At 59.5% G+C, this 24457-nt stretch carries 29 protein-coding genes; 22 read left to right on the forward strand and 7 right to left on the reverse strand.

What is annotated here, in order from left to right; genetic code table 11:
- Positions 1-4: 4 nt before the first annotated feature.
- From FHT87_RS11325 to FHT87_RS11365, 9 genes are all read left to right on the forward strand, one after another.
- The gene (locus FHT87_RS11325) at positions 5-472 is read left to right on the forward strand and encodes a chemotaxis protein CheW (RefSeq protein ID WP_183728513.1); all 468 of its coding nucleotides are present in this window, start codon (positions 5-7) and stop codon (positions 470-472) included.
- Positions 469-1377 (forward strand): protein-glutamate O-methyltransferase CheR, encoded by a 909-nt coding sequence (gene cheR / locus FHT87_RS11330; protein ID WP_183728516.1) that lies wholly within the window; start codon positions 469-471, stop codon positions 1375-1377. The genes FHT87_RS11325 and cheR overlap by 4 nt, the downstream gene beginning before the upstream one ends.
- Positions 1374-2423, forward strand: coding sequence for a protein-glutamate O-methylesterase CheB (gene cheB, locus FHT87_RS11335; RefSeq protein ID WP_183728518.1), 1050 nt, complete (start codon positions 1374-1376; stop codon positions 2421-2423). The genes cheR and cheB overlap by 4 nt, the downstream gene beginning before the upstream one ends.
- Positions 2423-2812, forward strand: coding sequence for a response regulator (locus FHT87_RS11340; RefSeq protein ID WP_183728521.1), 390 nt, complete (start codon positions 2423-2425; stop codon positions 2810-2812). Before cheB ends, FHT87_RS11340 begins: the two co-directional genes overlap by 1 nt.
- Entirely contained in the window at positions 2809-3363 is a 555-nt protein-coding gene (cheD, locus tag FHT87_RS11345; RefSeq protein WP_112541540.1) for a chemoreceptor glutamine deamidase CheD, read from the forward strand. Before FHT87_RS11340 ends, cheD begins: the two co-directional genes overlap by 4 nt.
- Before the next feature lie 15 nt (positions 3364-3378).
- Positions 3379-3768, forward strand: coding sequence for a hypothetical protein (locus FHT87_RS11350; protein ID WP_183728524.1), 390 nt, complete (start codon positions 3379-3381; stop codon positions 3766-3768).
- A gap of 114 nt (positions 3769-3882) precedes the next feature.
- Positions 3883-5577, forward strand: a complete 1695-nt coding sequence (fliF, locus tag FHT87_RS11355; protein WP_183728527.1) for a flagellar basal-body MS-ring/collar protein FliF — start codon at positions 3883-3885, stop codon at positions 5575-5577.
- 600 nt (positions 5578-6177) lie between these two features.
- Positions 6178-6924, forward strand: coding sequence for a helix-turn-helix transcriptional regulator (locus FHT87_RS11360; RefSeq protein WP_183728530.1), 747 nt, complete (start codon positions 6178-6180; stop codon positions 6922-6924).
- 8 nt (positions 6925-6932) lie between these two features.
- Complete coding sequence (locus FHT87_RS11365; protein ID WP_183728532.1) at positions 6933-7679, forward strand: helix-turn-helix transcriptional regulator; 747 nt, start codon at positions 6933-6935, stop codon at positions 7677-7679.
- 59 nt (positions 7680-7738) lie between these two features.
- Here FHT87_RS11365 and FHT87_RS11370 read toward each other — a convergent pair whose 3' ends face one another.
- From FHT87_RS11370 to motA, 6 genes are all read right to left on the reverse strand, one after another.
- Entirely contained in the window at positions 7739-8179 is a 441-nt protein-coding gene (locus FHT87_RS11370; protein WP_112541535.1) for a hypothetical protein, read from the reverse strand.
- Between the two features lie 5 nt (positions 8180-8184).
- Positions 8185-9264 carry a flagellar biosynthesis protein FlhB gene (gene flhB / locus FHT87_RS11375; protein ID WP_183728535.1) on the reverse strand — a complete coding sequence of 360 codons (1080 nt, stop codon included), beginning with the start codon at positions 9262-9264 and terminating at the stop codon, positions 8185-8187.
- Positions 9265-9396: 132 nt separating this feature from the next.
- Positions 9397-10434 (reverse strand): flagellar motor switch protein FliG, encoded by a 1038-nt coding sequence (gene fliG / locus FHT87_RS11380; RefSeq protein WP_183728538.1) that lies wholly within the window; start codon positions 10432-10434, stop codon positions 9397-9399.
- 28 nt (positions 10435-10462) lie between these two features.
- Positions 10463-11077, reverse strand: coding sequence for a flagellar motor switch protein FliN (fliN, locus tag FHT87_RS11385; protein WP_183728541.1), 615 nt, complete (start codon positions 11075-11077; stop codon positions 10463-10465).
- A 66-nt stretch (positions 11078-11143) separates the two neighbouring features.
- Complete coding sequence (locus tag FHT87_RS11390) at positions 11144-12091, reverse strand: FliM/FliN family flagellar motor switch protein (RefSeq protein ID WP_183801867.1); 948 nt, start codon at positions 12089-12091, stop codon at positions 11144-11146.
- Positions 12092-12964, reverse strand: a complete 873-nt coding sequence (gene motA, locus FHT87_RS11395) for a flagellar motor stator protein MotA (protein ID WP_183728548.1) — start codon at positions 12962-12964, stop codon at positions 12092-12094.
- Between the two features lie 249 nt (positions 12965-13213).
- Here motA and flgF point away from each other — a divergent pair, with 249 nt between their 5' ends.
- The 13 genes from flgF to fliP all read left to right on the forward strand — a co-directional run bounded on the left by flgF (position 13214) and on the right by fliP (position 22149).
- Positions 13214-13948: a flagellar basal-body rod protein FlgF gene (gene flgF / locus FHT87_RS11400; RefSeq protein ID WP_183728551.1), complete on the forward strand. Its 735-nt coding sequence runs from the start codon at positions 13214-13216 to the stop codon at positions 13946-13948.
- 15 nt (positions 13949-13963) lie between these two features.
- On the forward strand, positions 13964-15364 hold the full coding sequence (gene fliI / locus FHT87_RS11405) for a flagellar protein export ATPase FliI (protein ID WP_183728553.1): 1401 nt from the start codon (positions 13964-13966) through the stop codon (positions 15362-15364).
- Between the two features lie 2 nt (positions 15365-15366).
- A complete protein-coding gene (locus tag FHT87_RS11410) occupies positions 15367-15909 on the forward strand; it encodes a flagellar protein (RefSeq protein WP_183801870.1) in 543 nt (180 codons plus the stop codon).
- Positions 15910-16076: 167 nt separating this feature from the next.
- On the forward strand, positions 16077-16469 hold the full coding sequence (gene flgB / locus FHT87_RS11415) for a flagellar basal body rod protein FlgB (protein ID WP_007816099.1): 393 nt from the start codon (positions 16077-16079) through the stop codon (positions 16467-16469).
- 4 nt (positions 16470-16473) lie between these two features.
- Positions 16474-16893, forward strand: a complete 420-nt coding sequence (flgC, locus tag FHT87_RS11420; RefSeq protein WP_183728559.1) for a flagellar basal body rod protein FlgC — start codon at positions 16474-16476, stop codon at positions 16891-16893.
- Positions 16893-17234 (forward strand): flagellar hook-basal body complex protein FliE, encoded by a 342-nt coding sequence (locus FHT87_RS11425; protein ID WP_183728561.1) that lies wholly within the window; start codon positions 16893-16895, stop codon positions 17232-17234. Before flgC ends, FHT87_RS11425 begins: the two co-directional genes overlap by 1 nt.
- 19 nt (positions 17235-17253) lie before the next feature.
- A complete protein-coding gene (gene flgG, locus FHT87_RS11430) occupies positions 17254-18042 on the forward strand; it encodes a flagellar basal-body rod protein FlgG (RefSeq protein ID WP_183728563.1) in 789 nt (262 codons plus the stop codon).
- A gap of 16 nt (positions 18043-18058) precedes the next feature.
- Positions 18059-18541: a flagellar basal body P-ring formation chaperone FlgA gene (gene flgA / locus FHT87_RS11435; RefSeq protein ID WP_183728565.1), complete on the forward strand. Its 483-nt coding sequence runs from the start codon at positions 18059-18061 to the stop codon at positions 18539-18541.
- Positions 18538-19659 carry a flagellar basal body P-ring protein FlgI gene (locus FHT87_RS11440; protein ID WP_183801873.1) on the forward strand — a complete coding sequence of 374 codons (1122 nt, stop codon included), beginning with the start codon at positions 18538-18540 and terminating at the stop codon, positions 19657-19659. The genes flgA and FHT87_RS11440 overlap by 4 nt, the downstream gene beginning before the upstream one ends.
- The gene (locus tag FHT87_RS11445; RefSeq protein ID WP_183728571.1) at positions 19656-20189 is read left to right on the forward strand and encodes a MotE family protein; all 534 of its coding nucleotides are present in this window, start codon (positions 19656-19658) and stop codon (positions 20187-20189) included. Before FHT87_RS11440 ends, FHT87_RS11445 begins: the two co-directional genes overlap by 4 nt.
- Positions 20186-20899, forward strand: a complete 714-nt coding sequence (gene flgH / locus FHT87_RS11450; RefSeq protein WP_183728573.1) for a flagellar basal body L-ring protein FlgH — start codon at positions 20186-20188, stop codon at positions 20897-20899. The genes FHT87_RS11445 and flgH overlap by 4 nt, the downstream gene beginning before the upstream one ends.
- Positions 20900-20911: 12 nt before the next feature.
- Entirely contained in the window at positions 20912-21415 is a 504-nt protein-coding gene (locus FHT87_RS11455) for a flagellar basal body-associated FliL family protein (RefSeq protein WP_183801876.1), read from the forward strand.
- On the forward strand, positions 21412-22149 hold the full coding sequence (gene fliP, locus FHT87_RS11460) for a flagellar type III secretion system pore protein FliP (RefSeq protein WP_183728579.1): 738 nt from the start codon (positions 21412-21414) through the stop codon (positions 22147-22149). The genes FHT87_RS11455 and fliP overlap by 4 nt, the downstream gene beginning before the upstream one ends.
- Before the next feature lie 100 nt (positions 22150-22249).
- Here fliP and FHT87_RS11465 read toward each other — a convergent pair whose 3' ends face one another.
- Positions 22250-24172, reverse strand: coding sequence for a glycosyl transferase (locus FHT87_RS11465; RefSeq protein WP_183801879.1), 1923 nt, complete (start codon positions 24170-24172; stop codon positions 22250-22252).
- Between the last annotated feature and the right edge of the window lie 285 nt (positions 24173-24457).

Raw genomic sequence — 24457 nt, forward strand, 5'->3', positions numbered from 1 at the left:
GGCAATGTCGTACACGGCAAAAAATCTGACCCTGGGCGGAAGCGAACTCATCGCATTTCGTGTTGGCGATCAGGAATTCTGCGTGAACATCATGTCGGTTCGCGAGATCCGGGGCTGGACCCCGGCAACCGCGATGCCGCATTCGCCATCCCATATGATAGGCGTGATCAACCTGCGTGGTGCGGTGTTGCCGATCGTCGATCTGTCGGGCCGACTTGGCATGAAGCCGACCGATCCGAGTGCCCGCCACGTCATCATCGTCGCCCAGGTCCGTCGCAAGGTGGTGGGTCTCCTGGTCGACGCGGTGTCCGACATTCTGACCGTCACCGATGACGATATCCAGCCGACGCCCGAGGTCTCCTCCGACCTCGAGCGCCAGTTCGCTCGGGGAATTCTCGCCATCGATAAGCGAATGATCTGCCTGATCGAACTCGAAGCCCTATTCCCCGAGACCGAAAGCGAAGCCGCATGAATGTACTGGGCGTAAAAGATCAGAGGCAGTCGACCGATGAGGTGCTGGCGAGCGGGGAATACCCGCTGACACGCCGCGACCTCTCGGAAATCGCCGCCATGATCTATGCGGATGCCGGAATCTATCTCAACGAGACGAAAGCCTCGCTGGTCTATTCGCGTCTGTCGAAGCACATCCGCAACCTTGGCCTTTCAGGGTTTCGCGAATATTGCGAGCTTGTCGCCTCGCCGGCAGGTGCTGCCGCCCGGCGCGAGATGCTGTCGCACCTGACGACGAACTTCACGCGCTTCTTCCGCGAAAACCATCATTTCGAGCACTTGCGCGACCATGTGCTGCCCGATCTTCTGAACCGGGCGCGCGCCGGCGGCCGTGTCCGGATCTGGTCGGCTGCGTCCTCGGATGGGCAGGAGCCCTATTCGATCGCATTGACCGTTCTGTCAATGATGCCGAACGTTGCCGACTACGACTTCAAGATTCTCGCGACCGATATCGATCCGAAGATCCTCGCAATCGCCCGGGCCGGCGCTTACGACGAGAACGCGCTGGAAACCGTCTCGCCTGCCATGCGTAAGCAATGGTTTACCGAGGTCGAGATTCAGGGACGCCGCAAGTTCCAGGTCGACGACCGCGTGAAGCGCATCATCACTTACAACGAGCTGAACCTGATGGCCCAATGGCCATTCAAGGGCAAGTTCGACGTCATCTTCTGTCGCAATGTCGTCATCTACTTCGACGAGCCGACGCAGATCAAGATCTGGCAGCGCTTCGCCGGCCTGCTGCCGGAGGGCGGCCATCTCTATATCGGCCACTCCGAGCGCGTCTCGGGCGAGGCCAAGCACGTCTTCGACAATATCGGTATCACCACCTACCGCTATACGACCAAAGGTCTCGGGAGGAAGGCATGAGCGCTCCGGCAAGAGTACTCGTTGTTGACGACTCGCCGACCATGCGCGGCCTGATTGCGGCCGTCCTGAGTTCGGATCCCGAAGTCAACGTCATAGGCCAGGCCGGCGACGCCCTGGAGGCGCGCGAGGCGATCAAGCGGCTGAACCCCGATGTCCTCACCCTGGATATCGAGATGCCGAACATGAACGGCCTCGACTTCCTCGAAAAGATCATGCGCCTGCGGCCCATGCCGGTGATCATGGTCTCGACCATGACGCATCGCGGCGCGGAGGCGACACTTGCAGCTCTCGAAATCGGTGCCTTCGATTGCGTCGGCAAGCCGCAGCCGGGCGAGCCGCGCCCCTTCGGCGATCTTGCCGAGAAGGTAAAGGCTGCCGCCCGCACGCAGCGCAACTTCGCCCAACCGGCCAAGCCCGCTGCCGTCACGCCGCCACCCGCAGTCGCCGACTTCCGCGTCGGCCGCAAGATCGTGGCGATCGGTTCTTCGACCGGTGGCGTGGAAGCCCTGATCGCCGTGCTGCAGAAATTCCCGGCGAATTGCCCGCCGACCGTCATTACCCAGCATATGCCGCCGACCTTCACCAGGAGCTTTGCCGAACGGCTGAACCGGCTCTGTGCGCCGGTCGTGGAGGAAGCGACCGACGGCGCCCGTCTGGAAATCGGCAAGGTCTACCTCGCGCCCGGTGGTGAGCGCCATCTGCAGGTTTCGAATACATCGGCGCCCTGCTGCCGATTGGTCGAGCGGGGGCCGGTCAATGGCCATCGCCCGTCGGTCGATGTGCTCTTCGATTCGGTTGCCGAACTCGCCGGGCGCAATGCCGTCGGTGTGATCCTCACCGGCATGGGTCGCGATGGGGCTGCCGGGTTGTTGAAAATGCGACACGCAGGGGCAAGAACGCTCGGTCAGAACGAAAAAACCTGCGTTGTTTACGGAATGCCAAGAGTTGCCTACGAACTTGGCGCAGTTGAGCAGCAGCTTCCGCTGGCTGCCATCGGCGAGGAAATATTGAAAATGACAGCCGCCCGAAAGGAAGGGACCGAATAATGTCGATCGCGGAGAAAATCAAAGTTCTGATCGTTGACGATCAGGTGACCAGCCGCCTGCTGCTCAGCGACGCACTGACGCAGCTCGGCTTCAAGCAGATCACCGCTGCCGGTGACGGCGAGCAGGGTATGAAGATCATGACGGAGCAGCCCCACCACCTCGTGATCTCGGATTTCAATATGCCGAAGATGGACGGCATCGGCTTCCTGCAGGCCGTGCGCAGCAATCCGAACACCAAAAAGGCGGCCTTCATCATCCTCACCGCACAGGGCGACCGTGCGCTGGTGACGAAAGCTGCCCAGCTCGGCGCAAACAACGTTCTGGCGAAGCCCTTCACCATCGAAAAGATGAAAGCGGCTATCGAAGCCGTGTTTGGAGCCCTGAAATGATCACTGAGGGTGCGGCCCGCCGCGTGCACATCATTCAGGGTGAATACAAGGTCTTGAGCGACCCGGATGCGGTGCTTTCGACCATCCTTGGTTCGTGCGTGGCAGCCTGCCTCAGAGATCCCGTCGCAGGTGTCGGCGGCATGAACCACTTCCTGCTGCCGGGGACAGGCAACACCCCGATGACCGGCGGCGATGCCACGCGCTACGGCGTGCATCTCATGGAACTGCTGATCAACGGCCTCCTGAAAAAGGGCGCGCGGCGCGACCGGCTGGAGGCCAAGATATTCGGAGGAGCGAAGACGATCTCGACATTCTCGAATGTCGGCGAGCAGAACGCAGCCTTCGCCATGCAGTTCCTTCGGGATGAAGGCATTCCGGTGGTCAGCTCCAGCACAGGCGGTGAGCATGGACGAAAGATCGAATATTGGCCGGTGTCCGGCCGTGCCCGGCAATACCCCCTGACCGGTGCCGAAACCCAGAGAACTGTCGCTCTCGAGCAGCGTCCCGCCGCTCCGCAGAAGCCCGCCGAGACCAGTATCGAATTCTTTTAATGGCGAGGATTTTATATGACTTTTACACCGATAATCGAGCCGCCATCGCCGGTAGAGGCGCTAAGCGACGTATTGATGCGCATTGTCTCCGAGCTTCACGACGTGGCCTACCTGATGGAGCGGATCGAACCCCAGCTGATCGAACTGGGCGGCTCGGAAATCCTGAATTCCCCTGACAGCATGAAGGTGATGCAGGGCATCGATCTCGCCGTACAGAAATCGCGGGGTCTCGCTGAATTCATCGACACCATCACCGGTGAAATTCCGCAGAACTGGTCGATCGATGTCGCCACCGCACTCAGCCTCGTCAAGCTTGCCGAAATGCAGAAAGCTCTCGGTGGCGGTACCCGTCACGGCCACTCCCAGCCGCTCAGCAAGGCGGCCGGCGACTTCGATTTCTTCTAGCATCGCAATTCATTCCCGCATGCGCCGAACGAAACGCTCGCACAAGTTTCGGCGTCTATTCGTCAAATGAGGCAATAAGCCTGCTTTGTCTTTGACGGATCGTGCGAGAACAGAATGAATCTGTTAAATCAATTAGTTCAGATTATTAAGAACTTTGGTTCGCTTGGGCGGACGCGTTTGATGATCCTTGGTGGGGTCGGCGCCGCTTCCATCGCAATCATCCTGGCGGCGGCCATTTTCGTCAACAAACCGGCCCAGGAAACGCTTTATGTCGGCCTGGAGACGCCCGATCTCAACCAGATCAGCATGGCGCTCGCCGAAAGCAACATCGATTTTCAGGTCGGAACAGACGGTTCAAGCATCACCGTACCGGCCGGCATGACGGGCAAGGCCCGCCTGTTGCTTGCCGAACGCGGCCTGCCGAACAGCGCTAACGCCGGTTACGAGCTCTTCGACAATGTCGGTTCGCTCGGCCTCACCTCCTTCATGCAGGAAGTGACCCGCGTCCGTGCTCTCGAAGGTGAAGTCGGCCGCACCATTCAGTCGATCTCCGGCATCACCGCCGCACGTGTCCACATCGTCATGCCCGAGGTCGGCAATTTCCGTAAGGCCGAACAAAAGCCGACGGCATCCGTCATGATTCGCGCCAGTGCCGCGACGGGGCGAAACGCCGCCACCTCGATCCGTCACCTCGTCGCCTCGGCCGTGCCGGGGCTTGATGTCGATGACGTGACGATCCTCGATTCCGCCGGCCAGCTTCTTGCTTCCGGCGACGAAGCCAGCAACAGTATGCTGAACCGCTCGCTCAGTATCGTCCAGAACGTCCAGCAGGAAGTCGAATCGAATATCGACAAGGCGCTCGCACCCTTCCTCGGCATGGATAACTTCCGCTCCAGCGTAACGGCCAACCTCAACACAGACGCCCAGCAGATCCAGGAAACTACCTACGATCCGGAATCCAAAGTCGAGCGCTCGGTCCGCTCCACGAAGGAAAACGCCCAGTCCCAGCAGCGTCAGTCTGACAATGCGACGACGGTCGAGCAGAACATTCCACAAGCAGCACCTGATGCCGGTGGCGCCAATGGTCCGCAGTCTGAGGACAAGTCCGACAAGCGCGAAGAGCAGACCAACTACGAAATCAACAGCAAGACCACGGCCACGACGCGCAGCGCATACCGGGTCGAAAAGCTCTCGGTCGCCGTCGTCGTCAACAAGGGCCGCATCGCCAAGATGGTCGGCGAACCGGCTGACCAGGCCAAGATCGACGCCTACCTCGCTGAAATGCAGAAGATCGTTACTTCGGCCGCTGGTCTCGACACGAATCGCGGCGATGTGGTTACCGTCACGGCGATGGACTTCCTTGAGAACCAGCTTCTCGACGATGCGAATGGCGGCGTCCATGTCATGGATATTCTGAGCCGCAACCTCGCCGGTATCATCAACTCGTTGGCCTTCGTTGCAGTTGCCTTCGTGGTGGTCTGGCTGGGCGTGCGCCCCCTCATCCGCACCGTCAACGGCTCGGGCTCCTCCTCCGCAGTGCTCGGCGACGCCACTCCCGAATCGGCTGGTTTGGAACTGCCGGACTTCGCGCCGGCGGGCGCTTCTTCGGGCGGCGCGCTCATGGATGGCTTCGGCTCCGACTTCGGCTTCGACAGCACCGAGGATCTGCTCAGCCTCGGCGACGATGACGGCAACTTCAACCGCCGGGTCAAGGAAGGTCCGGAACGCAAGCTTGCTCGCATGGTGGAGATCAACGAGGAGCGCGCCGCGAAGATCCTCAGGAAATGGGCGATCGACGAAGCAGCATGATGAAAAGGCCGGGAAACCGGCCTTTTCTTTTCTTAGCTGTGGATACATCAATCGGTAACAAGAACGTGACCCATGATCGCAGCCGGCTCTTAAAGAGTCGGTTTCTCTATGACAGAGAATTCGGATGTAGAGATCGCCGGGCAGCGGGATGGCGTCGTTCGCATGAGGCTCAAGCCTTGCATAGGGTGGGCGACATGAGTATTTCTACAGTAGAACAATAGTTCGTTGCTTTTGTGCGTTTGAGATTTGCTTTCGCCGGGCATTCGATTGCGGCACGCCCCCGGTCGGAACTGTGACAATTACGTCATTCAGATCGATAATTCCGCTCAGCGTCACTCGCGCATAAGGCGAGGAACGTTGCGGCCAATGCCAGAATCATCCTAGTTTATATATCTTCGCGAGAGTGGAGTGGTGATCGAATCACTGCATGGAAAGTCGCAAAAGTAAATCCCCAGAAGTCGGAGATGGTGATTTACGATGGTTGGCTTACCCTCAAGTGATTCGAAGTGGGATTCGTGTGGGGCATGTGTTTGAATCCCTTTCACAAAAACAGAACTTCTTTGCGAGAACCGACAGTTTCTCAGCCGCAGGTCACTGCCAATGGATATGGACATATTTCAGGCGAATAAAGGCGAGAAGCAGATGGCGAACTTCCTAGGCGCCAATGTGCCGGATCTTCAGCCGCGCGACGAACTGATCGATCGCCTGCGCGTCATTGCTGAGACCGGCAAGCTGCAGGCCGGCCTGCGGGCGCTGACCGACTATGTCGGTGCCATGCATTATCTGATGGCGCGCTGCGACCTCATCCAGGAAAGCGGTCTGGACTTTATCGTTTCGTCTGACTGGCCCTTCGATCTGGTGAAGGATGTCGCCAATGACCTGGTTGCCGGTTATGCGCGCTCGACGGAGTTCGAGAAGTGCATGCAGGTATTGCAACCGGGCTTTGCGCTTCTGCCGGAGAGCGCCGACGTGCCGCATGGCGCCAGCCGGCAATATTGCTCTCTGACCCTCAATGTCGGCCGCTCTCGGTTGGTGCTGATGTTCCTGTTCAGGGAAGGCGTCGTTCTGTCGCCGGAACGTCTTCGGGACGTAGGCCTCCTGGCGGGCTATTTCGCAAGCTTCCTTCGGTGCGGGGGCACGAAGGTCGATCGCGATTTCGAACTGACGGACCGAGAGTTGGAATGCCTCTTCTGGATTGCGGAAGGCAAGACGAGCGACGAGATCGCCATGATCCTCGGCATCTCCCGGAATACCATCAATAATTACATCACCAGTGTGATGCGGAAGACTGCAACGAAGACTCGTTCCGAGGCGATAGCCTTCGCCGTTCGCAACAATCTCGTTTGAGGGGAATTATGGGGCATCAACCAGGCAGGGTGATAAGCAATACGGACCAGATGCGCATGGTACGTGTGAACAGGATTTCCAGCCGGTCTGACCTTTTCCCGCGCCTGATTGCCATGCAGAAGCTCGCGGATACGCAGGGTTTCGCCGTCTTTCGTGTCAGCGGCTCCGGTGTGCCGGCAAAGCAGCGACTGATCTGCGAGCTGGAGAACTGGGGTCCCTCGAATGCCGGCTTCGGCAAGGCCTTCATCGATGCCTATGGCGAGGCGCTGCTCGACCATATCGATCGTTCGCTGTTGCCGTTGTTCTGGGCCGGGAGCCACGACAGCGCGGCTCCAGGCCCTGCCGACTTCTCACCTTTCATGGTGAGGCTGAAAGATGGCATGGTGCCTTTCTCCGGTCTTGCTTTTCCGGTGCGCCTCGGCGCCATCGGCAACGGCTTCGTGCTCTTCACCGGCGATGAAATCGATCCTCAGAGCGATACGATCATCGAGCTGCACGGCCGGTGCTGCAATGTCATGATGGATCTGCTGTCCCTCGATGAGCGGCGTGCGGCGGCGAGCGAAGCACTGAGTGAGCGCGAGATCGCCTGCCTTCAGCTCGCTGGTGATGGTCGTATCAGCGAAGAAATCGCCGACAAGCTCGGCCTGTCCGTCCATACGGTGAACGCCTATCTCGGCTCGGCAACCATCAAGCTCGATTCGGTCAACCGCATCCAGGCGATCGCCAAGGCGATACGTTTGGGTTACATTAGCTGACACAGCAAGGCCCGGTGCCTTGCGGACCGGGCCTGATATTCCCAGGCGGAAAAAGTGCTTTAGCCGGCGAGCGCCTGCGGCTTCGCCACGATATAGCGCGCTTCGTGCAGGCTCCTTTGGAGAAAAGCCGTGTTTGCGTCCGGATCGCTGGAAGCGTTCTGGAAGGAAATATGATTGATCTCGATGCCGGCGTGGTCTTCTGCCAGCGTCAGTTGCGCATAGACGGTCACGCCGCGCGGCTTGATTTCGAGATCCAGCACAACTTCGGGCTTGCCACCCCATTCCAGCGTATAATTTCCACCCAGGCCGAAGTTGACAGTGCCAGGATGGAAAAACAGTTCCGCCGCGGAAGCGACGAGGTCGGCGAGATTGCCGTAATACTCGAAACGCAGCAGAGAAATGAGATCGGATGCATCCAGAAGCCTGAGCTCGGTTGCGACCGGGCTGATCGCTTCTGCAAGGATTTTTTCACGCTGGGCAGAGTAGGGGCATTTTTTCATTCGACTTATCTTACCCGTTTGTTCTTGGCCTCCGCGGCGTAAACCCGATGAATGAGTTCCGCGACGGCCTTATAGAAGACTGACGGTATGACACTATCCACCGAGACTTGCGCAAACATGGAGCGTGCGAGAGGTGGATCCTCGAACACGGGGATGTTGTTCTCTTCGGCGATCTCCCTGATTTTCAACGCAATAAGGTCCTGGCCCTTGGCAAGGACGACCGGCGCATCGTTTTCCTCGCGTACGTAACGCAGCGCCACGGCATAGTGGGTCGGGTTGGCGATGACGAGGGTGGCGCGCTGGACGCTGGAGATCATGCGCCGGCGGGCGCGGTCACGCATGACGGAGCGCTGCCTGCTCTTGACGAAGGGGTCGCCCTGCGACTGCTTGTTTTCTTCCTTCACCTCGTGCTTCGTCATCTTCAGCTCGGTGAACCAATGATACCGCGTCCAGAAGACGTCGGCGATGGCGACGATAGCGGTGGCGACCAGCATGACGATGATGATCTTGCGCATCGCCGTCATCATGCGAACCATGATCGTCTGCGGATCCGAGAACATCGCATCGATCGAGCCGAAATATTCGCTTCTGAGGACGAAGAAGAGAATCACCCCGACGACGACCACCTTGAAGAGCGATTTACCAAATTCGACGAGGCCCTGGAGGCTGAAGAGCCGCGACCATCCCTTGATCGCTGAAATACGCGAGGCCTGTGGACGAATGCGTTCGAGAACCGGCGTCGGCAGATTCTGAAAGACGGACGAGGCGATACCGAACACCATGAACATGATGAAGGCAGGGGCCAGAAACGCAGCCACGGCCCAGCCGAGCTTCGCAAAGAGCGAGAGGACGTCAGGCCCGGTTTCGATCTTCCACTGGTCCGGCTGCTCAAAGATGTCGCGCAGGGTTTCGGCCATGTGTGACGTTGCGTTTGGAAGGAAGAAGACGAGATAGATGAAGGTCGCCAGAATCGTCGCGAAGATCGAGATTTCACGCGAGTGGGGGGTATTACCTTTTTCGGCGGCATCCGACCGCTTTTTCGCGGTCGGGGCTTCTGTTTTGCTGTCCTTGTCTTCATCGGCCAAATGCGCGGCCCTCCGTCAAAGAAAAAGGCCGCTGCTGGAGTGCGGCCTGTTTCCATGAAGGGTAGTCTTGTGCCTGCTGCCGATCAACCGCTGCCTTGCCGGCGAACGGTCTTGTCAACAACTGCGACGGCTTTAGGCGGCCGCCGGACCGCCTTCCTTTTCCTTGAGTTCGATCTGGCCGGCATTGGCCAGACGAATCGCTTCCTGCGCGACAGCGCGCCGGGCAATCGCGATTTCGCGCGGATTGACGCCGGCCATGCCGCTTTGCAGATCCGATTCGATCATGCGGCGCTGGCGCGGACTGATGGCTGACAGGACCGATTCGCGGATTTCGGCCGATGCGCCGCGCAGCGCGACGGTGAGAACGTCGGACGAGATATCGTTGAGCAGCATGACGCGGCTGCGCTGCGGCATGAACATGAGGTCTTCGAAGAGGAAGATCTTCGGACGGACCTTGTTGACCGCTTCGCGGCTGATCGATTCGAGCGAGGTGAGCAGCGTGTCGACCTGCGGCTTGTCCATTTCGTTCATCAGGTCGGCGACCTTGGTCGAGCCGGATGCGTTGCGTTCCGCGTCGACCTCGGCAAGCAGCGTCATCACCTGGTTTTCAATGATCTGCGCGGCCTTCGGGCTGACGCTCTTCATGTTGACCGTGCGGTTCATGATGTCTGCGCGGCGGTTGTCGGGAAGCTGTAGCAGCACCTTCGCGCCGAAGGACGAGGGCATCATGGACAGAATATAAGCAACGGTCTGCGGATGCTCGCGCAACAGGAACTGGGCGACGAAGGCAGGTTCCGCCTCGGCGAGACGGTCCCAGATGGAGGTCTCATAGGCCTGGAAGGCGGTGCGGCGGCCGAGCAGGCTGTCGACTTCGTCCGGCGTCAGGCCTTCCTCGAGGATGGCTTCGATCGCCTTGGCGTTGTCCATCAGACCGGCGCCTTCGGTGAAGAGATCTTCGAATTCGCCGACGAGCTGAAGAAGCTCGTCCGGCGGGATGGCGCGAAGCGCCTGGGCAGATCCGATGATGGTCTGCAACTCGGCCTGCGTGAAATATTTCAGCAGCCGGCCGGCGACCCCCTTCCCCATAGCGAGAAGAACTGCCGCCGCCTTTTCAGCCTGGGTCAACGGTTTCCCGGCAAGTGCGCCGCCGAAATCGTCAAAGTCCATCATGGTCTAACCTCTCCGTCCCGCACAGGGATCAGGCTTTTTTCGTGCTCAAAACTTCTATCAGTTTTACACCGAACCGCGTGTCGTCGTTATCAAGGACCGTAATCTCGCCGCGCGCAATCCTGCGGCCGTTCACCATTATTTCGACCGGCTCGCCGATCTTCTTGTCGAGCGCGATGGTGGCACCCTCAGTGAGGTTCATCAGGCCGGAAACCTGCATGCGGCTCGTCCCGAGCACGATCTGGACATCGATAGGAATATCCATGATCAGGTCGAAATTCGAGTTCAGCGCGCTGCCGAGCGGTGCCGGAGCGGACTGGAAGGAATTGCCGCCGAAGCTTGGCGCAGCCTCGAGGCCGGGAAAGCCTGCTGCACCCGTGCCGCCAGCATCGTCACCCCCGAAATCGCTTCCTGCGAAGTCGGCACCGCCGAAGGGTGTTTCGCCGGCATCACCGCCGAATGGCGAGAGGTCCGTTCCAGCTGCGAAAGCATCATTCTGCAGGTCGTCGCCGAACTGCGGAAGGTCGCCATCCGAATCTTTCTTCAGCACGCCGCGCAGGTCGTCGATAGCCTGATCCAGATCGGCTTCATTGCCCGGCATGTCCAGGGAGAGGTCACTATTCTGCTGTGTCTTCTTCGTAGCCATGAAATCACTATTCCAGTTGAAACTTGCCTCAAACTGCCTTTGTGGCGCTGAGAGCGAGAGAACCGATTAATTCATTAAGTGCCGGATCAGCTCGTCATCCGAATTCATGGTGTCTTTCACGCGCACCATGTAGTTGTCGCCTGAACGCCCGAACTCGCACACATACAATTCCCGGCTGTTGGCGCTGACTTCGACACGCACGTCGCCGCTGTCGCGGAAAGGAATGACATCGCCAGCCATCAGCTTGGAAATCGTTCGCAATGTCAGGTCCTGCAGATGGATCTTCGCTTCGAGGGTTACGTGCGAGCGGCGAACCTGGTCGCCGATCTGCTCGGTGAACTCGGGCGATTTGCTGGGCTGCTTCTTCGGCTTCGGGGCCGAAACCGTCGTCTTGAGCAGCGCCGTCTGCGGCACGATCAGGCTGAATTCGGAAACGATGCCGGCAAGCGTGATCGACATGTTGATCGCAGCAGCAAATTCGTCGGTGCGATCTTCCGGCGGACGCACACGGGTCTCATGTGCGAAGGGAGCCGACAGACTGGGCTCGAATCCGCCCGGCGCGTTGACGGCCGAACGTAGTACCTTGGCAATCTTGTCGAACACCATGCCGGCGAGATCGAGTTCGATAACAGAGAGAAGCCGGTCGGCCGGCTCCTCGATCGTTTCGGCAGTGGCGCCAAGCAGGTGCTCCATCAGGGTGATGATGAAACCATTGCCACAGCCGATGGTGATGTTTTGGGACCAATTGCGCAGCGTCGCATCGACGAGCGTCATGTTGGTGCTGAGATCGTCGATCAGGTGATTCTTGTAGCCGATCTCGCAGCCGAGATAGCCGACTGTCACATCGAGGCCGGTTTCGCTTTTCAGGACATCGGGAAAGAACTCGCTGTAGATGTCGCCGAAGGAACTGCAGAGCTTGGCAACCCTGCCCTTGTCGCCAAGACCGCCGGTCAATTTGGCAAGGAGGGCAGGATCCATTGTCTGGTTGTCATGCGAAGCATTGCTCATAGTCATTTAAGCTGCCTTGTTTTCGCCACCTGGGTTCATCATTTCCTGCTCCACTGCGTCGATCGACGGGCGTTCATACGCCGAGATCGTCTTGCGGCCGTATTCGAGGGCGACCTGCGGCACCGAGCCGTTCATGTAGGCAAGCAGGGTCTGCTTGACGACAACGTAAAGGCGGTGCTGCTTGGAGCGGACGACCTTGATCTGCGAGACCAGGGGGGAGCAGACGCAGTAGGAAAGCAGAATGCCGAGGAATGTGCCGACGAGTGCCGAACCGATGAGGTGACCGAGCACTTCCGGCGAGTCGTTGATGTGCGCCATGGCCTTGATGACGCCGAGAACCGCCGCAACGATACCGATGGCAGGGAACGAATCGCCCATGATCTGAATCGCATGGTAGGGCTTCATCTTGTCATGAAGGATGGTGTTGATTTCTTCGTCCATCAGCGCCTCGATCTCGTGGGAGCGGGCGTTGCCGATGATGATCAGGCGCACGTAGTCGCAGATGAAGGCCGTCAGTTCCTTGTTCTTCAGAACCGTCGGGGCCGACTGGAAGATCGTCGAATCGGCCGGGTTGTCGATATGCGCTTCGATTTCGTTGCGCGACTTCGTGCGCAGGTCGCGCATCAGCGAATAGAGCACGCCGAGCGTATCGAGATAGTTGCGCTCCTTGGGGACGGCGTGCTTGAAGGCCTCGCCGAGCGCCTTGCCGGAGTCCTTCACAACCTTCATGGGGTTCGCCATGATGAAGCTGCCAAGACCGGCGCCGCCGATGATCAGAAATTCGAAGGGCTGAAAAAGAGCATCGACTTCGCCGCCCATGGCCATGAAGCTACCGACGATACAGCCGCAGACAACTACAAATCCGATAATAATATTCATCGTCAGCCCAATCTGAACGTTGCTTTTCTTTGCGACGGATAGGGTTTGTGCCTTGCGTGAGGCTGATGAAAGCGGCTTTCGCGCATTAGTTTGCGCTGCCAGCTTCGCGCAAGGATTTGCCTTCATATTGAACGTGACGAGTGGGCCTATGCGCGCCCATGTCTGAGATGCCGCTCAGCGGAACCCGTGGCCGAACGAAAAGGAGCCCGGTGTTTCGTCCCGTTTATCGCCAATGTGGAGCTTACCGACATGCAATCCGGTCTTTACGTTTCCCTGTCGTCGCAGATGGCCCTCGAAAAACGCCTGACGACGATCGCCGACAACATGGCCAACGTGAACACGACCGGGTTTCGCGGCACCGAGGTAAAGTTCGATGAAATGATGGCGAACAACCAGAACAAGACGAACACCAAGGTCGCCTTCGTCTCCCAGGGCAACGACTATCTGGACACCACCCATGGCGAAATGCAGCACACCGGCAACATGCTCGACTTCGCCATCAAAGGCGATGCCTGGTTCTCTCTGGACACGCCGGCCGGCCGCGTTCTGACGAGGGATGGCCGCTTCACGATACGCGATACCGGCGAACTGGTTTCCACCCGCGGCTATCCGGTTCTCGATGCAGGCGGTGCGCCGATCGTACTCAACGCCGCCGGTGGCGAACCGAAGGTCGGTACGGACGGCATCATCTATCAGAATGACCGCCAGGTCGCTTCACTCGGCCTCTTCGAAGCCGATATCGACAAGGGTTACCTCCGCTACGAAAACAGCGGCATCATGACGACCGAACCGCCGCGCGCCGTCGTCGACCGTTTCAATGTTGGCGTCGAGCAGGGCTATCTCGAAAATTCCAACGTCAATGCGATGCATGAGATGACACAGCTTATCGAGGTCAACAGGGCCTTCGAAAGCGTATCGTCGCTGATGCGCGATAGCGAAGACTCCTTCAAGGAAGCAGTACAGACGCTGGGCGGCAGCCGCTAAGGCAGGGTGTGAAGCATGAACACCACCCTGTTGACCGAGGACGCACTCTCGCCGAAGCTCACGCATCTCGGCGACCTGGCAAAACGCTATGCCTCGCCAGAATTCTCGGTGACGCATGGCGGTCGCGTACACACGATCGCCGCCGGCCACTATACCGTGCGCGGCCTTTCCCGGCATGTGCGCCTCGGCGAGTTCGTCGCGCATAAATCCGCGACGGGCGTCCATCTCGGCGAAGTGGTCAGGGTGGAGCCGGATTTGGTTTATGTCTGCCCTATCGAACCGGGCGAACCGATCGGCATCCATGACGTCGTCATCCGCAAGGGTGCCTTCCGTATCTCTCCGTCGGACAGCTGGTGCGGCCGCACCATCAATTCCCTCTGCGAGCCGATCGACGGTCTCGGCCCGATCGCCGAAGGCCTGGATCGCCGTTCGATCTCAAACGCTGCGCCGCCTTCGATGACGCGTCAGCGCGTCGAAAACGGATTCAAGACCGGCGTACGCGCGATCGATATCTTCTCTCCGCTCTGCCTCGGCCAGCGTCTCGGCATTTTCGCGGGCTCGGGTGTCGGCAAGTCGACGCTGCTGTCGATGCTGGCCCGCGCCGACGCTTTCGACAAGGTGGTGATTGCGCTCGTCGGCGAACGCGGCCGTGAAGTCCGCGAATTCATCGAGGATACGCTCGGCAGCAACATGAAGAAGGCGATTGCGATCGTCGCTACCAGCGACGAGAGCCCGATGTTGCGCAAGATGGCGCCGCTGACGGCAATCACGATCGCCGAGCATTTCCGCGATAAGGGCGAAAACGTTCTTTTCATCGTCGATAGCGTGACGCGTTTCGCCCATGCGATTCGTGAAGTGGCGACCGCGGCAGGCGAGCCGCCGATCGCCCGCGGTTATCCGGCCTCCGTCTTTACCGAGCTGCCGCGTCTCCTTGAGCGCGCCGGTCCCGGTGCGGAAGGGACTGGCACAATTACCGCGATCATCTCCATCCTCGTCGATGGCGACAATCATAACGATCCGATCGCCGACTCCACCCGCGGTATTCTGGATGGCCATATCGTTCTCCAGCGCAGCCTGGCGGAGGAGGGGCGCTACCCGCCGATCGATCCGCTCGCATCCATCTCGCGTCTTGCCCGCAAGGCCTGGACTCCGGATCAGGAGAAGCTGGTTTCCCGCCTTAAGGTACTGATCCACCGCTTCGAGGAAACGCGCGATCTGCGTCTCATCGGCGGCTACCGTCCGGGCGCCGATCCCGATCTCGACATGGCGGTCAAGCAGGTGCCGATCATCTATGACGTCCTGAAACAATCTCCGGGAGATCGCGAATCGCTTGATGCCTTCGCCGATCTTGCCGGTGCTCTCAAGGCCGCCGCCGGCGTACCCACTCCGAGTGCGCCTATTCAAAGGAGGGCCTGATCATGGCCGATTTCGAAGACGAACGGATCGCCGCGCTGAAAGAGCGCAACAAAGGACTGCTGCTCGACCGCGCGCTGACCTTTTTGGGCCTGGCACTTGCCGGTGCCTCCGCCTTCTTCCCCTGGTACGTCTTCTTCAACGAGGACAAGTTCGGCATCAGCGTCGCCGATAGCAATACCTCCCGTGAATTGCCGGACTGGCCGGCGCGCAACGTCTTCAGCGTCTCACCACTCGCCATGGTCAACAAGAAGGATGAAGGCAAGAAAGTTCCACCGATCGACAACATGACAACGGCGACCGTTTCCGAGCTCGGCAAGGAGCGCAACGGCGACGCCTCGATGGAGGATCAGCCTTTCCCCGGCAAAGGCTCTTTCCGCCTGCTGCATGTGGCCAACGGCCGGGCACTCATCGAAGATCCCTCGGGCATGTATGTCGTGCGCGTCGGCTCGATCCTGCCTGACGAAAGCCGTCTTGCCACATTGGAACAGCGCGACGGCAAATGGGTGATCGTCACCTCCAAGGGTGAGGTCTACCAGAACAACTAGTTCAGGCAAAAGCGAAGCGCTGCGAGGCCCTGTCGGAGAAACGGTCGGGCAGCGGCGGTTGGTGCCTGCAAGCAATCTCGAAGAATGGCTTGTAAAGCCTGCATTTACCGTAAGTCCCACGCAAGATTACCGCCCTAGGTTCGGCCTAGTAAAAACGGAGAGTTCTCATGCAACCGATTCAACTTTTCGACTTGGCTTCGAAGCAGGCGGAATGGCTGACGATTCGTCAGGAGGTTGTTGCCGGCAACATCGCGAATGCAAACACGCCGAAGTTCCGTGCGAAGGACGTGACGCCTTTTCAGGCGGTGCTCGACCAGTCGGATGTCACCATGGCGCGCACCAATCCGATGCATCTGAGCGGCAACGATTTCAGCACGAGCGGTGACATCGACGTGAAGGATGCCGCGCTCGACCAGGAAATCGGCGTGCAGGAATCCGGCAACACTGTCGGTGTGGCCGAAGAACTTTCCAAGTCCGGCGAGATCAAGCGTCAATACGACCTGAACACCTCGCTGGTCAGTTCCTTTCATCGAATGATGTTGATGACGGTAAGGAAGTAGGCTCATGGATCCGCTTTCAGCAGCAATGAAAATCGCAGGTTCCGGGCTCGAGTCGCAGTCGACACGTCTGCGTATCGTTTCGGAAAACATCGCCAACGCCCGTTCGACTGGCGACACACCTGGTGCCGATCCCTATCGCCGCAAGACCATCACCTTCGGCCAGCAGCTTGATCGCACCAGCGGCGTCGAAACCGTCAACGTCAAGAAGATCGGCGTTGATGAAGGCGACTTCACTAAGGAATACGACCCGAGCAATCCTGCTGCGGACGAGAAGGGCATCGTCAAGATGCCGAACGTCAACATCCTGATCGAGATGGCCGACATGCGCGAAGCCAACCGCTCGTATGACGCCAATCTGCAGACGATCAAGCAGACTCGCGACCTCATTTCCTCGACGATCGATCTCCTGAAGAGCGGACAATAATGATCAGCAGCATACAGAATGTCAGCAATCTCTCGATGACCCGCGCGCTCGGCGCCATCGATACCGAAAATTCTGCCTCTTCCTCGACCGCGACGTCGTCTGCCGCAGCAGGCGCATCCGGCGGCCTGAGCTTCGCCTCCGTCATGGGCAACATGGCGAGCGAAGCCGTCAGCAGCCTGAAGGGCGCGGAAAACATGTCTTTCGCCGGCATCAAGGGCACGGCTTCCACACGCGAAGTCGTCGATTCGATGTTGCAGGCCGAGCAGACCCTTCAGACTGCCATCGCCATTCGCGACAAGGTCGTCTCGGCCTTCCTCGAAGTCACCAAGATGCAGATGTAACTGATTTGAGGACGAACACATGAGAGCGCTCGCCATCGCAGCAACGGGCATGGATGCCCAGCAGACCAACCTGGAAGTCATCGCGAACAACATCGCGAACATCAACACGACCGGTTTCAAGCGCGCCCGCGCCGAGTTCACCGACCTTCTCTACCAGACCGAACGTGCCAAGGGTGTCGCCAACCGCGCCAACCAGGCTGTCGTTCCGGAAGGCGCCAATATCGGTCTTGGCGTCCAGACTTCGGCTGTGCGCAATCTGCATCTGCAGGGTGAATTGACCCAGACCGGCAACGACCTCGACGTCGCAATCGTCGGCAAGGGTTTCTTCCAGATCCAGTCGACCGATGGCACGACGCTCTATAGCCGAGCCGGTGCGCTCAACAAGAACGACCAGGGCCAGCTCGTCAACATCGACGGTTATGAAGTCATCCCCGGTATCACTATCCCGCAGGGTTCCACCGAGCTGACGATCAGCCGCTCCGGCCAAATCACCGCCAAGCTGCCCGGCCAGACCACTCCGAGCACTCTCGGCCAGCTTACGCTCGCCGATTTCGTCAACGAAGCTGGCCTGCAGCCGATTGGCGACAACCTCTTTCAGGAAACGCCCGCATCCGGCGAAGCGGTCATCAGCAATCCTGACCAAGACAATATGGGCTATCTCAAGCAGGGCTATCTGGAATCCTCGAACGTCGATCCGGTCAAGGAAATCACCGAGCTGATCTCGGCACAGCGCGCTTATGAAATGAATTCCAAGGTGATCACGACAGCTGATGAAATGGCATCCATCGTCAGCAAGAACCTGAAGTAAGAGGGAAGGGCCGAACATGACGTTTCGCCGGGCAGGACACATCCAAGGATGGGTGGCTGCGGCCACGATCGCAATCGCCGGTATGGTCGTGCCGGCAGCAGCGGATGCCGGCATGGGTTATGCCGTCGTCCCGACAACGATCATCTACCCCGGCGACACGATTTCGAGCGCCCAGCTTCAGGAAGTCGAGGTCACCAATCCCAACCTCGCCGGAGATTATGCAAAGTCGGTCTCCCAGGTCGAAGGGCTGGTTTCCAAGCGCACGCTCCTGCCGGGCCGGACGATTTCGGTTTCCGCCCTGCGCGAGCCCTACACGGTCACACGCGGTTCCAATATCCGCCTGGTCTTCCAGCTTGGCCAGATGACCATTTCCGCTGCCGGCTCGCCTCTCGAAGATGGTGCGACCGGCCAGATGATCCGTGCACGCAATATGGATTCCGGCGTTATCGTCAGCGGCACCGTGCTCGCCGACGGTACGGTCCATGTGAGGGCAAAATGAAGTTCTTCTTTCGCACCCTGAGCTTGGTTGCGGTTTTGGCGATGAGCCTGACCGATGTCGCGCCTGCATGGGCGCTGACGTCCCGCATCAAGGACATTGCATCGCTGCAGGCCGGCCGCGACAACCAGCTCATCGGCTACGGCCTCATCGTCGGCCTGCAGGGAACCGGTGACGGTTTCCGTGCTTCACCCTTCACCGAGCAGTCCATGCGCGCGATGCTGCAGAACCTCGGCATCTCCACGCAGGGCAGCCAGTCGAACGCCAAGAATACGGCGGCCGTCATGGTCACCGCCAACCTGCCACCCTTTGCAAGCCCCGGCAGCCGCATCGATGTAACGGTCAGTTCGCTCGGCGATGCGACCTCGCTGCGTGGCGGTACGCTCATCATGACCTCGCTGTCCGGCGCCGACGGCCAGATCTATGCCGTTGCCCAGGGCGCCGCGATCGTCACCGGCTTTCAGGCCCAGGGACAGGCGGCGACCTTAACCGAAGGTGTGACGACAGCCGGTCGCGTGCCGGGCGGTGCGATCATCGAGCGCGAATTGCCGTCCCGCTTCAAGGATTCGGTCAACCTCGTTCTGCAGCTTCGCAACCCCGATTTCTCTACGGCGATCCGCATCGCAGATATCGTCAACGGCTACGCCAAGGCACGCTTTGGCGGTCCGGTTGCGGAAGCCAAGGATTCGCAGGAGGTCATCATCGAGAAGCCGCGCGAGGCCGATCTGACGCGTCTGATGGCCGATATCGAAAATCTCGTGGTCGAGACCGATACACCGGCCAAGGTCGTCATTAACGAACGCACCGGCACGATCGTCATCGGCTCGGATGTTCGCGTCTCGCCGGTCGCCGTCAGCTACGGTACATTGACCGTGCAGGTCACCGAAACGCCGCAGATCATCCAACCCGAGCCCTTCTCGCGCGGTGAGACCGCTGTCCAGCCGCAGACGGATATCCAGGCGCAGAAAACCGGCGGACGGGTTGCGATCATCGACGGTCCTGACCTGCGCACTCTCGTTGCCGGTCTCAACAATATCGGTGTCAAACCGGATGGCATCATCGCCATTCTCCAGGGCATTAAATCTGCGGGCGCCCTGCAAGCGGAGCTTGTGCTGCAATGAGCAAGATCACGAACCCGATCGTCGAACTGTTGCGCCGGATGGCATTGCCGGCCGCAGGCCTCATGCTGCTTTCCATTCCCGGCGCTTTCGCCCAGGAAGTGGCGCCGGCGGGCGACATCACCTCAACGGACGAGGTCAAGCAGTTCTGCACGAATATCGCCGATCCGGCGCGCGATCAGCGCTATCTTCTGCAAAAACAGGAACTCGAGAAGCTGCGTGCAGATATCGACAGCCGCATTGCCGAGATGGATAAGCGCAAGGCTGAATATCAGGACTGGCTGAAGCGGCGTGACGATTTCCTCAAGCAGGCCGAGGCCGGCCTGACGGATATCTACAAGAAGATGAAGCCGGATGCGGCGGCACTGCAGCTGCAAGACGTCAGGCCCGAACTGGCCGCCGCCGTCATCATGCGGCTCGGGCCGCGCCAGTCCAGCCTGATCCTGAATGAGATGGATTCCACCAAGGCTGCCAACATCGCCGGCATCATCGCAAGTGCGTCTGATCCCAATACCTCGAAGGATCCTTCATGAATAAGCGTTTACCGGCTGTGATCGCCGCGGTCGCCCTCCTTGCAGGCTGCCAGTCCACGGCAGTCAACGAGATCGGCCGCGCGCCTGCCATGAGCCCGATCGGCAGCGGTCTCGCCTACGGCCAAACGCCGCAGATGGGGCTCTATCCGAAGCAGCCGCGCGCGGTGGCCCAGGGCTATTCGCTGTGGAGCGATTCGCAGGCCGCGCTCTTCAAGGATGCGCGCGCGCTCAACGTCGGCGATATCCTGACGGTCGACATCCAGATCAATGACAAGGGATCCTTCGACAACGAGACCAATCGCAGCCGCAAGAATTCGAGTGGCATGGCCTGGGATGTCAACGCCCAGATCTTCGGTTGGACGCCACAATCCAAGACGGATTTGACCTACGGTTCCGACACGAGCACGGACGGCAAGGGCAAGATCGAGCGTACCGACAAGCTCAACCTTCTGGTTGCCGCCGTTGTCACCGGCATTCTCGAAAACGGCAATCTGGTTATCAGCGGTTCGCAGGAAGTTCGCCTGAACCAGGAACTGCGTATCCTCAACGTCGCCGGCATCGTACGTCCCCAGGACGTCAATTCCGACAACCAGATCTCCTACGACAAGATCGCCGAGGCCCGTATTTCCTACGGTGGCCGCGGCCGCCTGATGGAAGTGCAGCAGCCGCCGCGCGGCCAGCAGGCCATCGATCTCTTCTCGCCGCTTTGAGGCTGAACCAAGATGGCAGACAACGAAACAGGCGAAGGCAAAAAGAAATCGGGCGGCATGGTGATGACGATCATCGGCCTTGCCGTGCTGACGCTCGTCGGTGCCGGCGGCGGCTGGGCGGTCGGCAACATGGTGGCCCCGAATATCCGCAGTGCCGCGGAGGCTGAACAGGCGAAGGAGGCCGAGGCCAAGAAGAAGGCCGAGGGCGGTCTTCCGAAGATCGCCAACGAAGCCAACAACATCGTGCTGCTCGACCCGGTCACCTCGAACCTCGCTTACCCCTCGGAAAACTGGATCCGACTCGAGGTGGCGCTGATGTTCAACGGGCCGCCGGATGTCAAGGTCGCCGAGGATATTCACCAGGATATTCTCGCTTATGTCAGGACCATTTCCCTTCAGCAGATCGAAGGGCCGCGCGGCTTTCAATATCTCAAGGATGACATCCAGGAACGTGTTGACCTTCGCTCTCAAGGGCGCGTATCGAAGGTCATGTTCAGGACCTTTGTCATCGAATGATTCGACTCATAGCCTTCCTTGCTGCCATGATGGCGGTGCCGGAACTGGCGGTAGCCCAGCAGCTGCCGACTGACCTATTGAATATTCCGGTCGACGGATCCGTCGCCGCCTGGATCATCAGGACATTCGGCCTCCTGACCGTGCTTTCGGTCGCGCCGGGCATCCTCATCATGGTGACGAGCTTCCCGCGCTTCATCATTGCCTTTTCGATCCTGCGTTCGGGCATGGGTCTCTCTTCGACCCCCTCGAACATGATCCTTCTCTCGCTCTCGCTGTTCATGACCTTCTACGTCATGTCGCCGACCTTTGACCGGGCCTGGCAGGACGGCGTTCAGCCGCTGCTTGCCAACCAGATCGACGAGGCAACGGCAGTTCAGCGCATCGCCGAGCCGTTCCGCACGTTCATGTCGGCCAATACGCGCGACAAGGACCTCGCGCTCTTCGCCGACCTTGCCCGCGAGCGTGGCCAGAATATCCAGACGACCGAGCCGATCGACTATCGCATCCTGCTGCCCGCCTTCATGATCTCGGAGATCCGGCGCGGTTTCGAAATCGGCTTCCTTATCGTTCTGCCCTTCCTCGTCATCGATCTGATCGTTGCGACGATCACCATGGCCATGGGTATGATGATGTTGCCGCCGACCTCGATCTCGCTGCCATTCAAGATCCTCTTCTTCGTGCTGATCGACGGCTGGAACCTTCTGGTCGGCAGTCTCGTGCGTTCCTTCAGCTGACGGGTAGAAGCCAGGCCGCCGTCTCGCAGATTTTCCCCCTCACAAACACATAGCCCGCCGGATCGCTCCGGTGGGCTTCGTGATTGTGGATGTGCCTGACTTAGCTATTCGAACCGAAGGGCTCGGTGCGCGGCGGCAGCGCCGGAACGTCGATATGATCGGGGCCGAGGCCCTGCTTGGCCCGCTCAGCCATCAGCTCGTAGGCACGTTCGAGGTGGTGGCAGAAGCGCTCGGCATCGAAGAGCGGCGCGATGTAACGCTTCTCCCGCAGGTGCGTCTTGTAGCCGGCGACGCGTTCCGGGTTGAGCGCGAGCTCGACAGCCAGGTCCTCGTAGGCCTGCAGGTCGTCGGCGACGAGCTCCGGCAGATCGATTGCCCTGAGCAGGCTTTCGCTGACGCGGGAGGCGAAGTTGGTGCCCTTCACAGTCAGAACCGGCAGGCCACCCCAGAGCTGTTCCGAGGTGGTGGTGTGACCATTGACGGGGAAGGTATCGATACCGAGGTCGGCGGCCTGCTGACGGCTGATATGCTGCTCGTAGGGCGCACGCGGGCAGAAGATGATCCGTTTCGGCGGGACGCCGTTCGCCTGGAAGCGTTCCAGCATGTTCTGCTGGTTGCGGAGCGTATTGGCCATCAGCCAGAGGACGCTGTTAGGCGCGCGCTTCAGGATCCGCGACCAGCTGTCGACCACCTCAGGGGTGATCTTACGGTTACCGTTGAAGGATGCGAAGATGAAGGCATCCTCCGGCAGGCCGACCTGTTCGCGGGTGACCGGCTGCGGCTGTGGGCGGTTCGCCGGGTCGTTCGGCTGGTAGCTCTCCGGCATGCGTAGGAATTTTTCGTGGTAGAAGGGCTTGGCCACATCAGGCAGCACCGAGTGATCGCCGATGACATAGTCTAAGTCGACATTGAGCGTGCTGCCCGGGAAGCCCAGCCAGGCGACCTGGATCGGCGCCAGCGGCAGGTTGAAGGCGGAGGCACGGCTTCCCGACGTATGGCCCTTGAGGTCGACCATGATGTCGATGTTCTCGGTGCGGACAGCCCTCATGATCGCTTCGTCGGACAAGCCGTAGACGTCGATAATCTTGCCCCATCGGCTGCGGTCGGTCTTGTTGTTTTTCTCGAGGTATTCGGGCAGTGTGTGATCGAAGAGCGTGATTTCGAAGCGGTTACGATCGTGAAGCTCGAGAACGCGCTGCAGCAGCTTCATCGTGGCATGGCTGTCCCAGAAGTCCGAGGACATGTAGCCGATACGGATCTTGTCGGACCATGTGTGCGGCAGGCCACGGCGGAAAGCCACGCGGGCCGGTTCGAGCGGCTTCGTGCCGATCGTCGCATGGCGATTGTAATCTTCGTTACCGCACCAGTGCAGGTGATAGAAGGGGTTGTCCTTTCTCAGCAGGTCGATGTCGTTCTTGGCGAGTGCCGCGTCGATAAATGCCTGATGCTTGGTTATCTCGTCGAATTCGTTGAATTCGCGCACGCAGACAAGATAGAGGAACCGGAAGGCAAGATTGTTCGGATAGCGCCGGAAGAGGTTGCGGGCGAGTGTCTGATTCGTCTCGTCCATCAGATCGTCGCTAAGCAGTAGCGCGGCGAGGCGCGAATGTTCAGGATTCTGGCTCTCGGACAAGACCTTCTTGAAGGGGCGCAGCAGATCGCGCCGCTGCCGGCGTAGATAGATCGACGCGATAATGAAAGCGAGTTCCGAATCTTCCTGCGCCTTGCTGAGATTGCGCATCGCGATCAGAAGGGCTTCGTCCTCGTTGCCGGCCTCAAGGTGGATCTTGGCGGCAGTCTTCAGGAATTCGAACCCGCCTTGCCCGGCGCAATCGGCCGCCAGCCCATAGGCCTTGGCAGCATCGGTCTTGAAGCCCAGCTGCAGCAGGTTCTTGGCCAAAAGAGAGTAGGTCTTGGCGTCCTTTTGGGTATCGATGAGCTGGTTGAGCGTCGCCAGGGACTGTGTATAGCGACCCGCCTGATAATCCCGGGATGCCGCCGAGAACGAAACTTTGCTGTTCAAAACCTAACTCCGTGAGGAAATGTTCCGGCATGAAATGGTGACCGACGGGACGCCCGCAATCAGGCCTTCCCGCAGAATGCAGGTTGCCCGACGATACTATCCCGGCTTCTGCCACATTGGCATTCGAAGCTTGCTTGAAACCGGTGCAGCCGAATGCCCGCTTTCCGGGAAAGCTGCGGCTTCGAAGACGGATTCAAGCAACATTAACCATGCAATTGAAGCGACTTGGCCGGGAGCCCCGCTTTTAAGAAGTTGGCAAGTATTGGCTGCGAGATTGCCCTGGAC

The sequence above is a fragment of the Rhizobium sp. BK316 genome (genome assembly GCF_014193695.1).
Classification (GTDB): Bacteria; Pseudomonadota; Alphaproteobacteria; order Rhizobiales; family Rhizobiaceae; genus Rhizobium.

Coding starts and splice junctions, on each gene's coding strand:
- flgG (WP_183728563.1), top strand. CDS start 17,254: ATGAGAGCGCTCGCCATCGCAGCAACGGGCATGGATGCCCAGCAGACC.
- FHT87_RS11425 (WP_183728561.1), top strand. CDS start 16,893: ATGATCAGCAGCATACAGAATGTCAGCAATCTCTCGATGACCCGCGCG.
- flgC (WP_183728559.1), top strand. CDS start 16,474: ATGGATCCGCTTTCAGCAGCAATGAAAATCGCAGGTTCCGGGCTCGAG.
- FHT87_RS11390 (WP_183801867.1), bottom strand. CDS start 12,091: ATGACTATGAGCAATGCTTCGCATGACAACCAGACAATGGATCCTGCC.
- FHT87_RS11370 (WP_112541535.1), bottom strand. CDS start 8,179: ATGAAAAAATGCCCCTACTCTGCCCAGCGTGAAAAAATCCTTGCAGAA.
- FHT87_RS11360 (WP_183728530.1), top strand. CDS start 6,178: ATGGATATGGACATATTTCAGGCGAATAAAGGCGAGAAGCAGATGGCG.
- FHT87_RS11455 (WP_183801876.1), top strand. CDS start 20,912: ATGGCAGACAACGAAACAGGCGAAGGCAAAAAGAAATCGGGCGGCATG.
- FHT87_RS11365 (WP_183728532.1), top strand. CDS start 6,933: ATGGGGCATCAACCAGGCAGGGTGATAAGCAATACGGACCAGATGCGC.
- cheR (WP_183728516.1), top strand. CDS start 469: ATGAATGTACTGGGCGTAAAAGATCAGAGGCAGTCGACCGATGAGGTG.
- FHT87_RS11410 (WP_183801870.1), top strand. CDS start 15,367: ATGGCCGATTTCGAAGACGAACGGATCGCCGCGCTGAAAGAGCGCAAC.
- cheB (WP_183728518.1), top strand. CDS start 1,374: ATGAGCGCTCCGGCAAGAGTACTCGTTGTTGACGACTCGCCGACCATG.
- flgB (WP_007816099.1), top strand. CDS start 16,077: ATGCAACCGATTCAACTTTTCGACTTGGCTTCGAAGCAGGCGGAATGG.
- flgA (WP_183728565.1), top strand. CDS start 18,059: ATGACGTTTCGCCGGGCAGGACACATCCAAGGATGGGTGGCTGCGGCC.
- FHT87_RS11445 (WP_183728571.1), top strand. CDS start 19,656: ATGAGCAAGATCACGAACCCGATCGTCGAACTGTTGCGCCGGATGGCA.
- FHT87_RS11440 (WP_183801873.1), top strand. CDS start 18,538: ATGAAGTTCTTCTTTCGCACCCTGAGCTTGGTTGCGGTTTTGGCGATG.
- cheD (WP_112541540.1), top strand. CDS start 2,809: ATGATCACTGAGGGTGCGGCCCGCCGCGTGCACATCATTCAGGGTGAA.
- fliN (WP_183728541.1), bottom strand. CDS start 11,077: ATGGCTACGAAGAAGACACAGCAGAATAGTGACCTCTCCCTGGACATG.
- fliI (WP_183728553.1), top strand. CDS start 13,964: ATGAACACCACCCTGTTGACCGAGGACGCACTCTCGCCGAAGCTCACG.
- fliG (WP_183728538.1), bottom strand. CDS start 10,434: ATGATGGACTTTGACGATTTCGGCGGCGCACTTGCCGGGAAACCGTTG.
- FHT87_RS11350 (WP_183728524.1), top strand. CDS start 3,379: ATGACTTTTACACCGATAATCGAGCCGCCATCGCCGGTAGAGGCGCTA.
- FHT87_RS11325 (WP_183728513.1), top strand. CDS start 5: ATGTCGTACACGGCAAAAAATCTGACCCTGGGCGGAAGCGAACTCATC.
- fliF (WP_183728527.1), top strand. CDS start 3,883: ATGAATCTGTTAAATCAATTAGTTCAGATTATTAAGAACTTTGGTTCG.
- FHT87_RS11340 (WP_183728521.1), top strand. CDS start 2,423: ATGTCGATCGCGGAGAAAATCAAAGTTCTGATCGTTGACGATCAGGTG.
- flgF (WP_183728551.1), top strand. CDS start 13,214: ATGCAATCCGGTCTTTACGTTTCCCTGTCGTCGCAGATGGCCCTCGAA.
- motA (WP_183728548.1), bottom strand. CDS start 12,964: ATGAATATTATTATCGGATTTGTAGTTGTCTGCGGCTGTATCGTCGGT.
- flgH (WP_183728573.1), top strand. CDS start 20,186: ATGAATAAGCGTTTACCGGCTGTGATCGCCGCGGTCGCCCTCCTTGCA.
- fliP (WP_183728579.1), top strand. CDS start 21,412: ATGATTCGACTCATAGCCTTCCTTGCTGCCATGATGGCGGTGCCGGAA.